Origin of the sequence: Microbacterium sp. SZ1 (assembly GCF_002362255.1) — a bacterium.
Classification (GTDB): Bacteria; Actinomycetota; Actinomycetes; order Actinomycetales; family Microbacteriaceae; genus Microbacterium.
Genome location: NZ_LPVV01000006.1, coordinates 43,847 through 61,612, shown reverse-complemented (window position 1 = coordinate 61,612; position 17,766 = coordinate 43,847). Strand labels below are relative to the sequence as shown.

17 protein-coding genes are annotated in these 17,766 nt (G+C 68.8%); 13 read left to right on the top strand and 4 right to left on the bottom strand.

All coding sequences use genetic code 11. From position 1 onward, the window contains the following. The first annotated feature begins 2 nt into the window (after positions 1 to 2). The 3 genes from groES to AUC47_RS05965 all read left to right on the top strand — a co-directional run bounded on the left by groES (position 3) and on the right by AUC47_RS05965 (position 2,795). A complete protein-coding gene (groES, locus tag AUC47_RS05975; RefSeq protein ID WP_017203655.1) occupies positions 3 to 299 on the top strand; it encodes a co-chaperone GroES in 297 nt (98 codons plus the stop codon). A gap of 143 nt (positions 300 to 442) precedes the next feature. After that, positions 443 to 1,378: an EamA family transporter RarD gene (rarD, locus tag AUC47_RS05970; protein WP_256999464.1), complete on the top strand. Its 936-nt coding sequence runs from the start codon at positions 443 to 445 to the stop codon at positions 1,376 to 1,378. Positions 1,379 to 1,535: 157 nt separating this feature from the next. After that, a complete protein-coding gene (locus AUC47_RS05965) occupies positions 1,536 to 2,795 on the top strand; it encodes an ABC transporter substrate-binding protein (protein ID WP_096714301.1) in 1,260 nt (419 codons plus the stop codon). Between the two features lie 249 nt (positions 2,796 to 3,044). Here AUC47_RS05965 and AUC47_RS05960 read toward each other — a convergent pair whose 3' ends face one another. From AUC47_RS05960 to AUC47_RS05945, 4 genes are read right to left on the bottom strand one after another with little or no spacing between them, the layout of a single operon-like run. After that, positions 3,045 to 3,815 carry an ABC transporter ATP-binding protein gene (locus AUC47_RS05960; RefSeq protein ID WP_096714300.1) on the bottom strand — a complete coding sequence of 257 codons (771 nt, stop codon included), beginning with the start codon at positions 3,813 to 3,815 and terminating at the stop codon, positions 3,045 to 3,047. After that, positions 3,812 to 4,810 carry an ABC transporter ATP-binding protein gene (locus AUC47_RS05955; RefSeq protein WP_096714366.1) on the bottom strand — a complete coding sequence of 333 codons (999 nt, stop codon included), beginning with the start codon at positions 4,808 to 4,810 and terminating at the stop codon, positions 3,812 to 3,814. The genes AUC47_RS05960 and AUC47_RS05955 overlap by 4 nt, the downstream gene beginning before the upstream one ends. Position 4,811: 1 nt before the next feature. After that, positions 4,812 to 5,789, bottom strand: a complete 978-nt coding sequence (locus AUC47_RS05950) for a branched-chain amino acid ABC transporter permease (RefSeq protein ID WP_096714299.1) — start codon at positions 5,787 to 5,789, stop codon at positions 4,812 to 4,814. 2 nt (positions 5,790 to 5,791) lie between these two features. Next, the gene (locus AUC47_RS05945) at positions 5,792 to 7,141 is read right to left on the bottom strand and encodes a branched-chain amino acid ABC transporter permease (RefSeq protein ID WP_096714298.1); all 1,350 of its coding nucleotides are present in this window, start codon (positions 7,139 to 7,141) and stop codon (positions 5,792 to 5,794) included. 264 nt (positions 7,142 to 7,405) lie between these two features. On the opposite strand from AUC47_RS05945, the gene guaB reads away from it, so the two are divergent. From guaB to AUC47_RS05900, 10 genes are all read left to right on the top strand, one after another. Beyond that, positions 7,406 to 8,908, top strand: coding sequence for an IMP dehydrogenase (gene guaB / locus AUC47_RS05940; RefSeq protein WP_096714297.1), 1,503 nt, complete (start codon positions 7,406 to 7,408; stop codon positions 8,906 to 8,908). A gap of 89 nt (positions 8,909 to 8,997) precedes the next feature. Continuing rightward, positions 8,998 to 9,312, top strand: coding sequence for a DUF2277 domain-containing protein (locus AUC47_RS05935; RefSeq protein ID WP_096714296.1), 315 nt, complete (start codon positions 8,998 to 9,000; stop codon positions 9,310 to 9,312). Positions 9,313 to 9,484: 172 nt separating this feature from the next. Continuing rightward, positions 9,485 to 10,528 carry a response regulator gene (locus AUC47_RS05930; protein WP_096714295.1) on the top strand — a complete coding sequence of 348 codons (1,044 nt, stop codon included), beginning with the start codon at positions 9,485 to 9,487 and terminating at the stop codon, positions 10,526 to 10,528. Continuing rightward, positions 10,528 to 11,517: an ATP-grasp domain-containing protein gene (locus AUC47_RS05925; protein WP_096714294.1), complete on the top strand. Its 990-nt coding sequence runs from the start codon at positions 10,528 to 10,530 to the stop codon at positions 11,515 to 11,517. Before AUC47_RS05930 ends, AUC47_RS05925 begins: the two co-directional genes overlap by 1 nt. Then, positions 11,514 to 12,224 (top strand): PHP domain-containing protein, encoded by a 711-nt coding sequence (locus AUC47_RS05920; protein ID WP_096714293.1) that lies wholly within the window; start codon positions 11,514 to 11,516, stop codon positions 12,222 to 12,224. Before AUC47_RS05925 ends, AUC47_RS05920 begins: the two co-directional genes overlap by 4 nt. After that, positions 12,224 to 13,711, top strand: a complete 1,488-nt coding sequence (locus tag AUC47_RS05915; protein WP_096714292.1) for a glycosyltransferase family 2 protein — start codon at positions 12,224 to 12,226, stop codon at positions 13,709 to 13,711. The genes AUC47_RS05920 and AUC47_RS05915 overlap by 1 nt, the downstream gene beginning before the upstream one ends. Then, complete coding sequence (locus AUC47_RS16695) at positions 13,708 to 13,848, top strand: hypothetical protein (protein ID WP_179297538.1); 141 nt, start codon at positions 13,708 to 13,710, stop codon at positions 13,846 to 13,848. Before AUC47_RS05915 ends, AUC47_RS16695 begins: the two co-directional genes overlap by 4 nt. After that, complete coding sequence (locus tag AUC47_RS05910; protein WP_096714291.1) at positions 13,845 to 14,195, top strand: response regulator; 351 nt, start codon at positions 13,845 to 13,847, stop codon at positions 14,193 to 14,195. The genes AUC47_RS16695 and AUC47_RS05910 overlap by 4 nt, the downstream gene beginning before the upstream one ends. After that, positions 14,192 to 15,973 carry a sensor histidine kinase gene (locus tag AUC47_RS05905; RefSeq protein WP_096714290.1) on the top strand — a complete coding sequence of 594 codons (1,782 nt, stop codon included), beginning with the start codon at positions 14,192 to 14,194 and terminating at the stop codon, positions 15,971 to 15,973. Before AUC47_RS05910 ends, AUC47_RS05905 begins: the two co-directional genes overlap by 4 nt. A 67-nt stretch (positions 15,974 to 16,040) precedes the next feature. Beyond that, the gene (locus AUC47_RS05900; RefSeq protein WP_096714289.1) at positions 16,041 to 17,729 is read left to right on the top strand and encodes an ABC-F family ATP-binding cassette domain-containing protein; all 1,689 of its coding nucleotides are present in this window, start codon (positions 16,041 to 16,043) and stop codon (positions 17,727 to 17,729) included. Positions 17,730 to 17,766 lie beyond the last annotated feature (37 nt).

Sequence of the window (17,766 nt, the reverse complement as noted above, 5' to 3'; positions counted from 1 at the left end):
CCGTGTCGGTTTCCATCAAGCCGCTCGAGGACCGCATCGTCATCAAGCAGGTCGAGGCCGAGCAGACCACCGCTAGTGGCCTGGTCATCCCCGACACCGCCAAGGAGAAGCCCCAGGAGGGCGAGGTCGTGGCGGTCGGCCCCGGCCGCATCGACGACAACGGCAACCGCGTTCCGCTCGACGTCGCCGTCGGCGACCGCGTGCTCTACAGCAAGTACGGCGGCACCGAGGTGAAGTTCGGCGCAGACGAGTTCCTCGTCCTGTCGGCTCGCGACGTTCTGGCGGTCGTCGTCCGCTGAGACGACGTCTCTCGGAAGGGCCCGGATGCATCACGCATCCGGGCTCTTTCTGCATTCGCCACAGCGCGTTCGAATCCTGTCATTCTCGTGAGGCGGCCGAGCAACGAGCAGGGGGCCCGCTCGGCCGGGACTAGGGTTGTGCGGTGACCTCCGAGATCTCCGCCCCGCGCTCCACTCAGACAGCGGGGGTCGCATACGCGGGCGGAGCGTATCTCCTCTGGGGCGTGCTGCCGCTCTACTTCCTGGTGCTCGCCCCGACCGGACCGTGGGAGGTCGTCGCCTGGCGAGTCCTGTTGTCGCTCGTCTTCTGCGTCATCCTGCTCACGGTGACGCGCGGGTGGAAGGCGTTCGGCGTCATTCTGCGGCAGCCTCGGCTGCTCGGCTGGACCGCCGTCGCCGGGCTCCTGATCTACGTCAACTGGCAGGTGTTCCTCATCGGCACGCTGTCGGAGAATGTCATCGAGACGAGCCTCGGCTACTTCATCAACCCGATCACGACGGTCCTGCTCGGGGTCTTCGTGCTGAAGGAGCGCATTCGACGCCTGCAGTGGACCGCGATCGGCATCGCGGCGGTCGCGGTCGTCGTGATCGTCGTTCTCTACGGCCACTTCCCCTGGATCGCGCTCTCGCTCACCGCCTCCTTCGGGTTGTACGGCCTCATCAAGAAGAAGATCGGGCCGGCGGTGGATGCCGTGAGCGGCCTCACGCTGGAGTCGTTCTGGCTGATCCCCATCGCCGTCGTGCAGCTCGTGCTCGTCGCGACGACCCCCGAGGGGCTCACCTTCGGCCAGAACGGAGCCTGGCACGCCGTCCTTCTCGCGTTCGCCGGAGTCGCGACCGCCGTGCCGCTGCTGCTGTTCGCCGCGGGAGCGCGGCGCATCGACCTGGCCGTGATCGGCATGATCCAGTTCATCACCCCGGTGATGCAGTTCGTCATCGGCGCCGTCGTGCTGGGCGAGCCGATGCCCATCGAACGCTGGATCGGATTCGTGCTGGTCTGGGTCGCGATCACGGTGTTCGTGATCGACCTGCTGCTGGCCGCGCGGCGCGGACGCCGGACGCCCGTCGCGCCGGTCTGAGACTGCCAGACCGCCCCCGCTGTGCGCCTCGGAAGCGTGCGAGCGGATCGTTAACGCACCGAAACACTACCGACCCCTCCCGGAAGCGTTCTGCACCTAATGTGTAGATCATCCGACCGTGGTCCACAGTCCACGGCCAGTCACGCAAGGGAGCATCATGACCGTATTCACGCGCTCGCGCAGCGCCAAGATCATCGCAGGGGTCGCGCTCGTCAGCGCCTCGGCGCTGGTCATCTCGGGCTGCAGCAGCTCGCCGTCGGAGGAGCCCTCGGGCGGCGGCGACAAGCCGGCCCAGGACCTCACCCTCAAGCTCGGCTCGCTGCTGCCGCAGACCGGATCGCTCGCGTTCCTCGGCCCGCCCATGGAGTCGGGCGTCGGCCTGGCCGTGAAGGAGATCAACGACGCGGGCGCCGGCATCACCATCGACCTCACCGCCGAGGACGAGGGCGACACCGACACCAAGGCGTACGAGACCTCGATCACCAAGCTCCAGAGCGCGGGCGTCTCCGCGATCGTCGGCGCCGCGGCGTCCGGTGTCTCGAAGCTCATCCTCGACGGAAACGTCAGCGCCGGCATCCTGCAGATCTCGGCGTCGAACACCTCGCCCGACTTCACCACCTGGGACGATGACGGACTGTACTTCCGCACCGCACCGAGCGACCTGCTGCAGGGCGAGGTGCTCGGCAACCTGATCGCCGAGGACGGCGCGAAGTCGCTGGGGATCATCTACCAGAACGACGCGTACGGCACCGGACTCGACGCTGCGATCAAGGAGACCTTCGAGGGCACCGGCGGCGAGGTCGTCGCCGAGGCGTCCTTCAACGTCGGCGACGCGCAGTTCGACGCCCAGGTCGAGACGATCAAGGCTCAGAACCCCGACGCCGTCGCGATCGTCTCGTTCGACCAGTTCAAGACCATCGCGCCGCTGCTGGTGAACGCCGGCATCTCGGCCGACAAGTTCTACATGGTCGACGGAAACCTCTCGGACTACGGTGACGAGATCCCCGTCTCGCTCGAGGGCGCTCAGGGCACCAAGGCCGGTCCGGCGCTCGAGGACGACTTCACCGACCGCCTCCAGACGTACTGGACCGGTGAGGGCAACTCCGAGGTGAAGGACTTCACCTACGCGGCCGAGGCCTACGACGCCGTCGTGCTCGTGGCTCTGGCCTCGCTCGCGGCAGGCTCCACGGAGGGCGCGGACATCGCGGCCAAGATGGAGGAGATCTCGGGCGGCTCCGGTGACGGGGAGAAGTGCACCACGTTCGCGGACTGCGCCAAGATCATCAACGACGGCGGCACGGCCGACTACGACGGCTACTCCGGCGAGGTCACGTTCGACGAGAACGGCGACCCGCAGGGCGCCACGATCGGCATCTACAAGTACGGTGCGGACAACATGATCGAGCGCACCAACTGATCGCACCAGCACACGCTGACTGATCGCACGAAGGCCCCGGATGCAGCATCCGGGGCCTTCGTCATGCGCGAGGTGTGCGGAGGGGCGTGCGGCGCGTTTCGTCTTGCTTCGCTCGCTCGACGACCCGAGGGAACGGCGCTCGCTCGACGACCCGGGGAACGCCGCTCGCTCGACGACCCGGGGAACGGCGCTCGCAGGCACGAGAGAGGGGCGGATGCCGCAGCATCCGCCCCTCTCGTCGCATGGTCGTCAGGCGGCGTCCGTGCCCAGGGTGCCCAGGTACAGGCCGATGACCTTCGGGTCGTTCAGCAGGTCGCGACCGGTGCCCTCGTAGGCGTCGCGGCCCTGATCGAGCACGTAGCCGCGGTCGCAGATCTGCAGGCAGCGGCGGGCGTTCTGCTCGACCATGATGGTCGTCACTCCGGCCTTGTTGATGTCGGAGACGCGGATGAACGCGTCGTCCTGACGCACGGGGGAGAGCCCGGCGGACGGCTCGTCGAGCAGCAGCACCGACGGGTCCATCATGAGAGCGCGCGACATCGCGACCATCTGGCGCTCACCGCCGGACAGCGATCCGGCGCGCTGTTTGAGGCGCTTGCCGAGTTCAGCGAAGATGCCGGTGACGAACTCGAGCCGCTCGGCGTATGCCTTGGGGTTCTGGTAGAGCCCCATCTGCAGGTTCTCCTCGATCGACAGCGAGGGGAAGACGTTGTTCGTCTGCGGTACGAACGCCACCCCGCGCTTGACGAGCTTGTCGGCCTTGAGGCCGACGATGCTCTCGCCCTTCACGGTGATGTCGCCGTCTCGCACGTTCACGAGTCCGAAGATCGCCTTGAGCAGCGTCGACTTCCCGGCGCCGTTCGGGCCGATGATGCCGATCAGCTCGCCCTGTCTGGCGATGAGGTTCGCGCCGTTGAGGATGTTCACGCCGGGCAGGTAGCCGGCGTGCACGTCCTTCAGCTCGACGACCACGTCATCGTTCGCAGGGCCTGTCCCGTTCACGGATGCCGCATCGCTCATGCGCGTCCCTCCTCTGCCTCTTCGGCGGCCAGCTCTGCGTCGGCCTCCGCCTCGATCTGCTCGCGCAGTTTCACGGCCGCGGTGTCGGCGAGCACCGGGATGCGCCCGGTGACGGCGCCGAGATCGACGTCCTGGTGCGCACCCAAGTAGGCGTCGACGACGGCGGGGTCCTCCATGACCTCCTCGGGCGGGCCTTCCGCGACGACGCGTCCCTCCGCCATCACGACGACCCAGTCGGCGATGTGCCGCACCATGTGCATGTCGTGCTCGACGAAGAGCACGGTCATGCCCTGCTCCTTGAGGTCGAGGATGTGGTCGAGCAGCGACTGCGTCAGCGCCGGGTTCACACCCGCCATCGGCTCGTCGAGCATCACGAGCGTGGGGTCGCTCATGAGCGCTCTGGCCATCTCGAGCAGCTTGCGCTGACCGCCGGAGAGCGCGGCGGCGAAGTCCTTCTCCTTGGCGTCGAGCTTGAACCGCGTGAGCAGCTCGCGCGCCTTGACCTCGATCTCCTGGTCCTGCTTGCGCCACAGGAACGGGAACAGACTCGACCAGAAGCCCTCGCCGCGCTGACCGGGGGCTCCGAGCTTCATGTTCTCGAGCACGGTCAGCAGCGAGAGCGACTTGGTGAGCTGGAAGGTGCGCACCTGGCCCATGCGCGCCACCTTGAACGACGGCACGCCCGACAGGTTCTTGCCGTCGAACGACCACGATCCGCTGTTCGGCTTGTCGAAACCGCAGAGCAGGTTGAACAGGGTCGTCTTGCCGGCGCCGTTCGGGCCGATCAGCGCGGTGATGGCACCGCGCGGGATCTCGAGGTGATCGACGTCGACCGCGGTGAGGCCGCCGAAGCGGCGCTGCACGGCATCCACCACGAGGATGGGGTCGACCTTGGCGACGCCGGGGGCGGCCGGGCCCTTCGTGAGGCCGGTCGTCTTCGCACGTCGGACGCTTCCCGTCGCGGGGGCCGATTCGGCGCCGGCGTCGGGGGTCAGTTCATTTGACAAAGGTCATCTCCCTCTTGTCTCCGAGGATGCCCTGCGGGCGGAAGATCACGAGCAGCATGAGGGCGATGCCGACGAAGATGAACACCAGCGTCGACGCCTGGCTGTCGGACATGGGCAGGAGGTCTGCCTTGGCCATCGCCGGGAGCAGGTTCGCGAGGAACGCGAACACGACCCAGAAGAGGATCGCGCCGAGCGTCGGCCCGAAGACCGTCGCGGCACCGCCGAGCAGGAGCACCGTCCACAGGAAGAACGTCAGCGAGGTCGTGTAGCTGCCCGGCACGACGGCGGAGGGGAGGACGAACACGATGCCGCCCGCCGCGCCGATGATGCCGCCGACCACGAGGGCCTGCATCTTGTAGGCGAAGACGTTCTTGCCGAGCGAGCGCACGGCGTCCTCGTCCTCGCGGATGCCCTTGAGCACGCGGCCCCACGGGCTGCGCATGAGCGCCCAGACGACCAGCACGGCGAGAGCCAGCACGATCACACCGAACACGCGGTTCCACAGGTCGTTGGCCGTGTAGGTCCACGGTCCGAAGCCGTAGGTTCCGGTGGGGAAGGGGTTCGCGTCGCGGAATCCGCCGTTGTACTGCGCGAGGCCGTCGGCGGAGTTCGTGAACTCGTCGAACAGCTGCGTCGTGAAGAGCAGGCGCACGATCTCACCCGCCGCGATGGTGGCGATGGCGAGGTAGTCGGCTCTCAGCCGCAGCGTCGGGATGCCGAGGAGCACCGCGAACAGCGCTCCGCCGCCGAGGCCGATGAGCATGCCGACCCACCAGGGGAGACCGAACGACAGCACGGAGATGGCGTAGCCGTAGCCGCCGACCGCCATGAACGCCGCCATGCCGAAGTTCAGCAGACCGGCGTAGCCGAAGTGCACCGCGAGCCCGGTTGCCGCGAGCGCGTAGGCGATCGTGACCGGGCTGAACAGGTAGACCGCGGTGTTGGAGAAGATGCTTCCGAAGTCCATCGTCAGCCCAACCTTTCCTTGCGTCCGAGCAGACCCTGCGGCCTCACCAGGAGGATGACGATGAGGACGACGAGCGCGCTGGCGTACTTGAGGTCCGACGGGATCCACAGGGTCGAGACCTCGACCGCGATCCCGACGATGAGCGATCCGACCAGGGCGCCGAAGGCGGTGCCCAGGCCGCCGAGCGTGATGGCGGCGAAGATGAGCAGCAGCATCTGCATGCCCATGTCCCACTTCACGCCGGGGCGGAAGTACGCCCAGAGGATGCCGGAGATCGCCGCGAGCACACCGGCGAGGATCCACACGATGCGGATGACGCGATCGACGTCGATTCCGGATGCCGCGGCGAGCTGCGGGTTGTCGGAGATGGCGCGCGTAGCCTTGCCGATGCGGGTGCGGGTGAGGAACCACGCGACCCCGAGGATCACCACGATGCTCACCGACATCGCGATCATGTCGATGTACGACAGCGAGATCGGGCCGAACTGGATCGGCGTGGGGCTCGCGCCGGGCAGCTGCCTGGTGCCGCCGCCGATGAAGTACTGGAACAGGTATCGCAGGGCGAGCGAGAGTCCGATGCTGACGATCATCAGCTGCACGACGCCGAGTCCGCGTCGTCGCAGGGGACGCCACAGTCCGGCATCCATCGCCCAGCCGAAGAGGCCGCCTCCGATCACCGCCGCCGCGATGCCGAGCCACAGAGGCAGGTGCCAGAAGCTCGTCGTGACGAGCGCGACCAGGCCGCCCCACGTGACCATCTCGGCGTGGGCGAAGTTCGACAGTCGCGTCGTGCCGTAGATGAGCGCGGCGCCCATCGACGCGAGCGCGAGGAGCAGACCGAAGTTGAGTCCGCCGACGAGGCGGGAGAGCAGCTGGTCGATGAAGGTGACGGTGACCCGCTCTCCTTCACCGAGGAAGAGGTTCGTGATCTTGGTGCCGGTGAGTCCGAACTCGACCTCGAACGACGCGGTCGTGCCGGCGATGGGCTGTGTGCCCTCCGGCAGCTGCGCGGCGTCGACGATCACGCCCTCGGGCAGCGTGTCCTCATCGACCGTGAGGGTGTACTTCTCCTTCTCCGGCACGTACAGACGCCACTTGCCCTCGGCATCGGTCTCGGTCTCGCCTTCGAAACCGTTGCCCTCGATCGTCATGACGACGCCTTCGACGGGCTGGTCCTCGAAGGTGATCACGCCGGCGAAGTAGAAATCGGTGATCTCCTGGCCGTCGTCGGTCTCCTCGGCCGAGGCCGACGCGGGTGGCTGCAGCCACAGGAATGCAAGGGCGAGAAGCGACGCGAGAAGGGTGATGACCCATCGCGTTCCGCTTCGCTTCGCCGAGATCGTCGGACCCACAGAACCTCCCAGTCCAGTACACAGACCAAGACAGGGTGTTCATCGGCCTTGATGTACGACGGTATGAGCGTAATGTGTCGGCTCTGTTTCGACCAAGGCACGATCTGCTCACAGTGAGCACGATCTCATCACGAAGTTGCGCGCCTGCTGCTCGGCGGACAGAACGCGCAGGGGCGTGTCCTCGGCGACGCAGGGAATTTCCTCACCCTCCCGACGCTTAGAATTGGTACCACTCTCGCCAGTCAGCGCCCAGGAGGAGCATCCATGGATCAGCACGACCCCTTCGGATTCGTCGGACTCACGTACGACGATGTGCTGCTCCTCCCGGGGCACACCGACGTCATCCCCAGCGAGGCGGACACCTCGTCGCGGATCACGCGCCGGATCTCGGTCGCCACCCCGCTGCTCTCCAGCGCCATGGACACGGTCACCGAATCGCGCATGGCCATCGCCATGGCGCGCGAGGGCGGCATCGGCATCCTGCACCGCAACCTCTCGATCGCCGATCAGGCCGCGCACGTCGATCGCGTGAAGCGCAGCGAGTCGGGCATGATCACCGATCCGATCACGACGACCCCCGGCGCCACAGTCGAAGAGGTCGACGCCCTGTGCGCCAAGTACCGCATCTCGGGGCTCCCGGTCGTCGACCCGGACGGCCGACTCGTCGGCATCGTCACCAACCGCGACATGCGCTTCGTCTCCGGCTTCGAGCGTCAGACGACGTTCGTGAAGGACGTCATGACCTCTGAGGGTCTTGTGACGGCCCGGGTCGGCGTCGCAGCGGGCGAGGTCATCGCGCTGTTCGCCAAGCACCGTGTCGAGAAGCTGCCGCTCATCGACGACGACGGCAAGCTCGCCGGACTGATCACGATCAAGGACTTCGACAAGAGCGAGAAGTACCCGCTCGCCACCAAGGACGACCAGGGTCGTCTGCGCGTCGGCGCCGCGATCGGCTTCTTCGGCGACGCGTGGGAGCGCGCCGAGGCACTGCGTGACGCGGGTGTCGACGTGCTCGTCGTGGACACGGCCAACGGCCAGTCGCAGGGCGTGATCGATCTCGTGAAGCGCCTCAAGGCCGACGAGAGCTTCGCCCACATCGACGTCATCGGCGGCAACGTCGCGACCCGCGAGGGCGCTCAGGCGCTCGTCGACGCCGGTGTCGACGCCGTCAAGGTCGGCGTCGGACCCGGCTCGATCTGCACCACGCGCGTCGTCGCGGGCGTCGGCGTTCCGCAGGTCACCGCGGTGTACGAGGCGTCGCTCGCCGCCGGTCCCGCCGGCATCCCGGTGATCGCGGACGGCGGCCTGCAGTACTCCGGCGACATCGCCAAGGCGCTCGTCGCCGGCGCCGATGCCGTCATGCTCGGTTCGCTGCTCGCAGGCACCGACGAGTCGCCGGGCGAGATCGTGTTCCAGTCGGGCAAGCAGTTCAAGCAGTACCGCGGCATGGGCTCGTTGGGCGCCATGCAGACCCGCGGCAAGCAGACCTCGTACTCGAAGGACCGCTACTTCCAGGCCGACGTGCCCAGCGACGACAAGCTGATCCCCGAGGGCATCGAGGGTCAGGTGCCCTACCGTGGCCCGGTCTCGGCCGTGGCGTACCAGCTGGTCGGCGGTCTGCGGCAGTCGATGTTCTACGTCGGCGCCCGCACGATCGAGGAGCTCAAGCAGCGCGGACGCTTCGTGCGCATCACCGCCGCCGGACTCAAGGAGTCCCACCCGCACGACGTGCAGATCGTCGTCGAGGCGCCGAACTACAAGCGCTGAGCGCGCGGATCGACGATGCTCGTCGGAAGGGGCGGATGCTGCGGCATCCGCCCCTTCCGCATGTCGACACCGCGGCGTAGCGTGCCGGTATGTGCCGCAACATCGTTCCCCTGAACAACCTCGAGCCGGCCGCCACCGACGACGAATGCCATGACGCCGCGCTGCAGTTCGTGCGCAAGATCTCGGGGTCGAACGCCCCGTCCCGCGCGAACCGGGAGGTGTTCGATCGTGCCGTCGAAGAGATCGCCCGTGCGACGAGGGAGCTCATCGACGGTCTCGTGACCCCGGCTCCTCCCAAGAACCGCGAGCAAGAGGCTGACAAGCGGCGTGCGCGGTCCGCCGAGCGGTACGAGGCGATCCGCGTCTACCAGCAGGAGAAGCGCGCGGCGCGCGCGGCATCCTGAACCCGCCCGCGGATGAGGCGGGATGCCGCGGGGCGATGACGCCCCCGCATCCCTGATATGCCAATATTTAGGGATACTCGCTCGACTTCCCCTCGGGCTTCCGGTGGAGAAGGCCTCCGGTGGCGCATCGCCGGTCCCCGCCGGCAGGGGACATCCCCATGGAGAGCCGCATATGTCTGACGATGCACCCCGCGTCCTCGTCGTCGACGACGATCCCGACGTCGCTCTGCTGGTCAAGACGGTGCTCGAACGCCGAGCGGGCTGCGTCGTGCTCACCGCCGGCGACGGGTTGACCGCCGTCGAGCGCATCGCCGAGTTCGAACCCGACGTGGTGGTCACCGACATCGAGATGCCGGGCCTCGACGGCCTCGAACTCGTCGCCGAGCTGCGACGCCGCGACCCCGTCGTGCCCGTCATCGTGATGACCGCGCACGTCTCGGTCGAGTACGCCGTCTCAGCGCTCCGCGCTCAGGCCGACGAGTTCCTCACCAAGCCCCTCGACAACGTACGACTCGTCGAGGCCGTCACGCGGCTCGCTGCGGAGGGCCGCGCTCGCCGGACCGCCAGCCGCGCGAAGCAGGTCGTGCTCGCGATCGGCGCGCACCCCGACGACGTGGAGATCGGCGTCGGCGGCATCCTCGCGGCGCACGCCCGCGCCGGCGACTCCGTCACGATCCTCACGCTGTCGCGCGGCTCGCGCGGAGGCGACGCCGACAGCCGGCAGCACGAGTCGCTCGCCTCGGCCGATCGGCTGGGCGCCCGCCTCTTCCTCAAAGACCTCATCGACACCGAGATCTCCGGCGGCGGAACCACCGTCCGGCTCATCGAAGAGGTCGTGAACGAGGTGCAGCCGACCATCGTCTACACGCACTCCGAGCACGATCGTCACCAGGATCACCGAGCCGTCAGCGAGGCGACGCTCGTCGCCACGCGACGTGTCGGCACGGTCGCCTGCTATCAGAGCCCGTCTGCGACGATCGACTTCCGTCCCACGCGGTTCGTGCGCATCGACGACTACCTGGGAGAGAAGCTGCAGCTGCTCGAGTGCTTCGCCTCTCAGACCGCGACGCGCGACTACCTCGACCCCGGCTTCGTCACCGCGACCGCGCGCTACTGGTCCCGCTTCGGAGGGGGAGCGGCCGTCGAGCCGCTCGAAGTCGTGCGCGAGACGGCTGAATTCATAGGAGCCCACGAACTCACCAGGCAGGAGGGTTGATGACCGCCCGCATCCTCGTCACCGGTGCCGGTGGCCCCGCCGGCGTCGCGGTGATCCGCTCACTGCTCCGCCGCGACGACCTCACGGTGTTCGCCGCCGACATGGACGGGTGGGCCAGCGGCATCTACCTCGTCCCGCCCGAGCGGCGACGACTCGTCCCACCCGGGCGGGACGACGACTTCGTCCCCGCGATCGCCCGGATGGTGCGCGACGACCGACTCGATCTCGTGATCTCCACGGTCGACGTCGAGCTCACAGCTCTCGCGGGCCGGCGCGACGAGCTCGCTCCGGCCGTGCTCGCCGCCCCCTCCGAGGACACGCTGCACGCCGCACTCGACAAGTACGTGCTCGCGAAGCGGTGCGCATCGACCGGGCGCAGCCCTCGTTCGCTGCTCGCAGGGCCCGAGGCGCTGGCCGCCGAGTGGGAGTTCCCCGTTTTCGCCAAGCCTCGCCAGGGGGCGGGAAGTCGCGGCATCCGCCTCATCCCCGACCGTGCGGCGCTCGAAGCCCTGCCGGTCGACGAGGGATTGATCGTGCAGGAGTTCCTCCCCGGCGAGGAGTACTCGGTCGACGTGCTCGCCGATGCCTCGGGTCGTGTCGTCGCCGCGGTGCCGCGCACCCGCGCGCGCGTCGACTCGGGCGTCGCCATCGCCGGCCGCACGGTGCACGACGAGGAGCTCGAACAGACCGCGACCGCCGTCGCGGAGGCCATCGGACTCGTCGGCGTCGCGAACGTGCAGTTGCGACGCGACCGCTCTGGACGCGCGATGCTGCTCGAGGTGAACCCGCGGTTCCCCGGCGCGCTGCCGCTGACGATCGCGGCCGGCGTCGACATACCCTCGCTCGTGGCCGATCTGTTCCTCGGAGTCGAGATCCCCGCATCCGTGCCGTTCCGGGAACTCGCATCCGTGCGCTTCCTCGAAGACGTCATCGTCGAGGTCGACGAGGTGCTCGTCTCCGATCATGCCGGCCACCAGGACGAGCTGTGATCCACGACCTGCTTCGCGGCGACCACCACGTGCACTCCACGTTCTCGGACGACGCCGTGTCGACCCTCGAGGAGAACGTCGCGGCGGCCGCCGAACGGGGGCTGACGACTCTCCGACTCGTCGACCACGTGCGGCGCGACACCGCCTGGGTGCCCGAGTACCTCGCCGCTGTCCGGGCGCTGCGCGTGCCGGACGGCCTCGACGTGCTCACCGGCGTGGAGGCGAAGATCCTCGACGCCGCGGGCGAGCTCGACATCCCCCTCCTCCCGGACGGGATCGACCGCATCCTCATCGCGGACCACCAGTTCCCCGGCGAAGACGGTCCGCTCGGGCCGACCGCGGTGCGCGAGCGCATCTCAGCCGGCTGGGCGGCGGACGACGTCCTCGATCAGCTCGTGAGCGCCCTGAACGCCTCGATGACGCGGCACCCGGGCAACCAGCTGGCGCACTGCTTCTCGATCCTGCCGAAGATCGGTCTGACGGAGAACGATCTCGGGTCCGAGCGGATCGCGAGCTGGGCGCGCACGGCAGCCGAGACCGACACCCTCGTCGAGGTCAACGAGAAATGGGGCTGCCCGGGCGGCGCGCTGCTCGACGCGCTGCGGGATGCCGGAGCTGTCGTCGTCGCCTCGACCGACAGCCATGAGGCCTCCGACGTGGGTCGCTACGACGGCGTCGTCGCCCTCCTCGACGGGCGGAGCGTCTGATGCCCGTCCTCAACCCCGCCGAGACAGCTCTGGTCGTCGTGCTCATCCTCTGCGTGCTCGTCGGCACGCTGCCGGTGATCAACACCGGGCTGCAGTTCCTCCTGCTGCCCGTGCACGCGTTCCGCAACCACTACGGCAAGGCCGCTCCGCATCATCCCCGCATCGCCGTGCTCATCCCGGCGTGGAACGAGGCGCTCGTGCTCGGTCCGGCGATCGAGCGGCTGCTGCAGCTGGAATACCCGGCCGACCGGCTCCGGGTCTTCGTGATCGACGATGCCTCGACCGATGACACCCCGGCGGTCGTGGCGGCGAAGATCGAGGCCCACCCCGGCCGCGTGGTGCATCTGCGCCGCGAGCAGGGTGGGCAGGGCAAGGCGCACACGCTCAATCACGGTCTCGACGTCGTGCTCGCGGATGAGTGGACCGAGGCCGTGCTCATCATGGACGCCGACGTGATCTTCGCGCGCGACTCGCTGCGCAAGCTCAGCCGCCACCTCGCAGACGAGAAGGTCGGCGCGGTCACCGCCTACATCGCCGAGGGCAGCCGCGACCGCAACTATCTGACCCGGTTCATCGCGATCGAGTACGTCATCGGACAGCTGTCGGCTCGGCGCACGCAGAACGTCGGCGGCGCGGTCGCGTGCCTCGCCGGAGGGGCGCAGCTGCACTCGCGCGCGAACCTCGAGGCGATCGGCGGACGCATCCCCACCGGCACCCTCGCCGAGGACACGATGACGACGTTCGAGGGGCAGCTCAAGGGCCGCAGCATGATCTTCGAGCCCCATGCCGTCGTACTCGCGGAGGAGCCACGCACGATCGACTCGCTCTGGAAACAGCGCCTGCGCTGGGCGCGCGGGAACGTGCAGCTCACGTCGATCTACAAGCGGCTGTGGTTTCGCCCGAGCGACCAGCACAACCTCGGGAGCTTCGCCTTCGGCCTCGCGTGGTTCACGATCCTGCTGCTGCCCGCGTTCATGCTGCTCGCCGCGGCGGGGATGCTCGCGCTGCTGCTCCTGCACAGCGACATCGCGGAGTTCGTGTTCCGCTTCATGTGGATCTCCGCCGCGTGCATCTACCTGTTCTCGATGCTGTTCGCGGTGCAGCTCGATCCGCGGATCGGCCGCCAGTCCTGGCGGGAGGCGCTCATGTTCCCGGGAATCGGAGCGCTCCTCCTCATGGCTATCGCGCTGTTCCCGCGCCTCTTCGAAGACGGGCTCGCCGCGCTCGGGCTCCCGCTCGACGACGAGACGCGCATCCTCTGGGCGATCGGCTTCTACCTGTGGGGGCCGATCTCGATGCTCGGCATCTGGCTCGCCCGTGCAGTCGAGAAGCTCCCCGGTGGGCGGTTCTTCGCCGGACTCCTGCTCTACGTCTGCGGATACGGCTCGCTGCTGTGCGCCATCACCGTGGACTCCTACATCAAGGAGTGGCGTCGCGCCGACGCCGCATGGATCAAGACCGAGAAGGTCGGACGGGTCGAGTCATGAGCGATGCACTCACACGCGCGGAGGAGGAGCAGGAGATCACGACGGATGCCCGGCGCGAGCGACGCCTCGTGTGGCAGGCGCTCCTCTCACTGGCCGTCGTCGTGGTCGTGGTGATCGTGCGGGAGCTGCTGCTGTGACGAACGGGCGGCCGCTCGCGCTCGTGGTCGAAGACAGCGCCGACCAGACGGCACTCCTGCGCCGCCACCTCGACCGGGAGGGATTCGACGTCTTCGCCGCGGCGGATGCCGAGAGCGCCATCGCCGCGTTCGACACGATCTCTCCCGCCGTGGCCGTCGTCGACCTCCTGCTCCCCGGCATCACGGGAGCCGAGTGCGCCCGGCTCGTGCGGACGCGATTCCCCGAGTGCTTCCTCATCGTGAGTTCGGTGCTGGACGCGTCGGACTATCCGGAGGCGGATGCCGCGCTGCCGAAGCCGATCGTCGGAGCCGACCTCCGCGGCATCCTCCGAGGGGTCGCGCGGTGAACGCGACGCCTCTCCGCCGGGCGGAGAACAGCTGGTACGGGATCTTCGACAACCCGAGCCCGTTGATCAAACAGGCGCCGACCGCGATCGCGGCCGCGCTCGCCGCCGTGTTCAGCTGGCTGCACCCCGACCTGCCCTTCACTGACTTCCACGCCGCTCTGGCAGGTCTGCTGCTCGTGCTGTTCGCGACCGTGCACGCCGGCATCCTCAGCGCCCGCCGCGTGTACGACGGATGGATCGTGCTCATCATCCCGATGATCGACATCGTCGGACTCGGTCTCTTCCGCGCGGGCACCGGCGGACCGACATCGGTCTTCACCTCGCTCGTGCTTCTTCCGGTGGTGTGGATCGCCGCGGCCCCCGGCATCCGCTACGTGTTCGCGGTCGGCGCCCTGACCTCGTTCGCCCTGCTCATGCCGTACATCACCGAGCCGCCGAGCAGTTCGGTCGACTGGCTGCGCGGCGTGGTCGGTCCGCTCGTGTTCTCCGCGCTCGCGGCGGTCGTCAACGAGCTCTCCCGCCAGCAGCGCCTCCGCGTGCAGCAGGCGGAGATGCTCGTCGCCGAACGGACGTCGGCGCTCAGCGAGAACGTGCTGGTGCTCGAACGACTTCAGGAGAAGGAGCGCGAATATCGTCAGCTGCTCGACTCGTTCCAGAGCCTCTGGGCGTCGATCACGGTGCAGGCCGTCGTGGCGGTCGATCTGACCGGCCGCGTGACCGAGTGGAATCCCGGCGCCGTGCGACTTCTGGGGCTGTCGGTCCAGGAGGCCCACGACGATGTGCGCATCGACCGCTTCTTCACGGTGTCGGCGCTCACGCAGCTCGTCGGCGACGCCCCGTGCGCGGCGGCGGAGGCCGACCTCCCCTCAGGCATCAAGGCGCTCTTCGCGAGAGCCGAGGCCGAGCGCAGTATCGAGGGCGATATCGACGTCACGACGGCCGGCGGCACCGTGGTCCCCGCCCGCGTCACCGTCAGCCCGCGTCGCGACGCGACCGGCGAGACGCAGGGGTATCTGCTGGTGCTCACCGACGAGACGCGCGCCGTCGAGGTCGCGCGCATGAAGGACGAGTTCGTCGGGATGATCTCGCACGAGCTGCGGACGCCGTTGAGCGCGATCATCGGATTCCTCGACCTGCTGCGCAACGACCCCGGGCAGCCGCTGTCCGAGGAGCAGGAGGAGTTCGTCGGCATCATCGAGCGCAACGCCCAGCGGCTGCTGACCCTCGTCGGCGACCTGCTCTTCACCGCCCAGGTCGAGTCGGGGCGCTTCCCGCTGGATCGCTCGGAGATCGACCTCGCGGAGATCGTGCGGAACGCGGTGGCCTCGTCGGGGCCGCACGCGCAGCGGGAAGGGGTCGAGCTCGTGGCGGAGACTCCGTCGACACCGGTGCGCGCGATCGCCGACCCCGGCCGCATCGGACAGGCGCTCGACAATCTCCTTTCGAACGCAGTCAAGTTCACGCCGTCCGGAGGCTGGGTCACCGCCTCCGTCCGTGAACGCGACGGCGGCGTCGAGCTCGCCGTCCGCGACACGGGGCTCGGCATCCCCGAAGACGAGCAGGGGATGCTGTTCACCCGCTTCTTCCGCGCATCGACGGCGACGCGCAACGCTGTGCCCGGGGTGGGCCTGGGGCTCACGATCACGCGGGCGATCGTGCTCGCGCACGGCGGGTCGATGGACGTCACGAGCAAGGAGGGCGTCGGCACGGAGTTCCGGATGTACCTGCCGACGTCGCCGCGCACCGAGGCCGTGCAGGTGGTCGCGAGCACGGTGTGACCGTCGGGGCGTCGCCCGCCTGATATTCTGGTCGGCTCGCTAGGCGGGCGGAAGGACGGCCCGCACCGTGGGATACATCGACATCGCCGGGGTCTCGCTGACCCTGCCCGACGGGAGACCGCTGCTCGACGAGGTGACGTTCCGCGTCGGCTCCGGGTCGACGAGCGCACTGATCGGGCCCAACGGAGCGGGAAAGACCACGCTGCTGCGGATCATCCGGGGCGATCAGACGGCGGATGCCGGAGTCGTGACGATCGATGGCGGCCTCGGCGTCATGGATCAGTTCGTCGGACACGGCGAGGCCGGCGAGACGGTGCAGGACCTGCTCGTGCGCGTCGCGCCCGCCCGCATCCGGCACGCAGCGCAGGCCCTCGAGGCCGCCGAGAACGCGCTGATCGAGCGCGACGAGCACGATACGCAGATGGCTTACGCCGCGGCGATCGCCGAGTACGCCGACGCCGGCGGGTACGAGCACGAGACCGTCTGGGACCAGTGCACGGTCGCCGCGCTCGGCGTCCCGTACGTCAGGGCGCGCTACCGCGATCTGACGACGCTCTCGGGCGGTGAGCAGAAGCGGCTTGCGCTCGAGGCCCTGCTCCGTGGGCCCGACGAGGTGCTCCTGCTCGACGAGCCGGACAACTACCTCGACGTGCCGACCAAGCGCTGGCTCGAGGAGCAGCTGCGGCAGACGCCGAAGACGGTACTGCTCGTGTCCCACGACCGAGAGCTGCTCGCCCGCGCCGTCGACCGCCTCGTGACCCTCGAGCCCGGCGGGGCGGGTGCAACGGCATGGGTGCACGGCGGCGGTTTCGCCACGTACCACCAGGCCCGTGCCGACCGGATGGATCGCCTCGACGAGCTGCGCCGGCGGTGGGACGAACAGCATGAGAAGCTGCTCGTGCTCGTCGCGACCCTGAAGGTGAAGGCCTCGGCGAACGACGGCTTCGCATCGCGGTACCAGGCCGCGCAGACGCGTCTCCGCCGGTTCGAAGACGCGGGTCCGCCGCAGGAGCGCCCGCCCGCGCAGGACTTCGACATGCGGCTGCGCGGCTCGCGCACCGGCAAGCGCGCGGTCGTGGCTGATCGGTTGGAGCTGACCGGGCTCATGCAGCCCTTCGATGTCGAGGTCTGGTACGGCGACCGCGTAGCCGTTCTCGGGTCGAACGGGTCGGGCAAGTCCCACTTCCTGCGGCTGCTGGCCCGCGGCGGCAGCGACCCCGATCCGAGCCTCGGGCACGTCACGTCGACGAGGGATCAGCTGTCCGAGGTCGCACACACCGGAGCAGCGGTGCTGGGCGCGCGCGTCGTGCCCGGCCTCTTCGCGCAGACGCATGCGCATCCCGAGTTCGTCGGGCGCACCCTGCTCGAGATCCTGCACCGCGGCGACGAACGCCGGGCGGGGATGCCCCGGGATGCCGCGAGCTCAGCGCTCGACAGGTACGGCCTCGTGCGGCAGGCGCAGCAGACGTTCGAGTCGCTGTCCGGCGGGCAGCAGGCGCGGTTCCAGGTGCTGCTGCTCGAGCTCTCGGGTGCCACGCTGCTGCTGCTCGACGAGCCGACGGACAACCTCGACCTCGAGTCGGCCGAGGCGCTGGAGGACGCACTCACCCGGTTCGAGGGAACGGTGCTGGCCGTGACTCACGACCGGTGGTTCGCGAGGTCGTTCGACCGGTTCCTCGTCTTCGGGTCCGACGGTCGGGTGTACGAGGCCGACGAGCCGGTCTGGGACGAGCGGCGCGTCGTCCGCGCGCGGTGACGGCCCCGGCATCCCCCCGCAATCGGCCGTCGTGCGC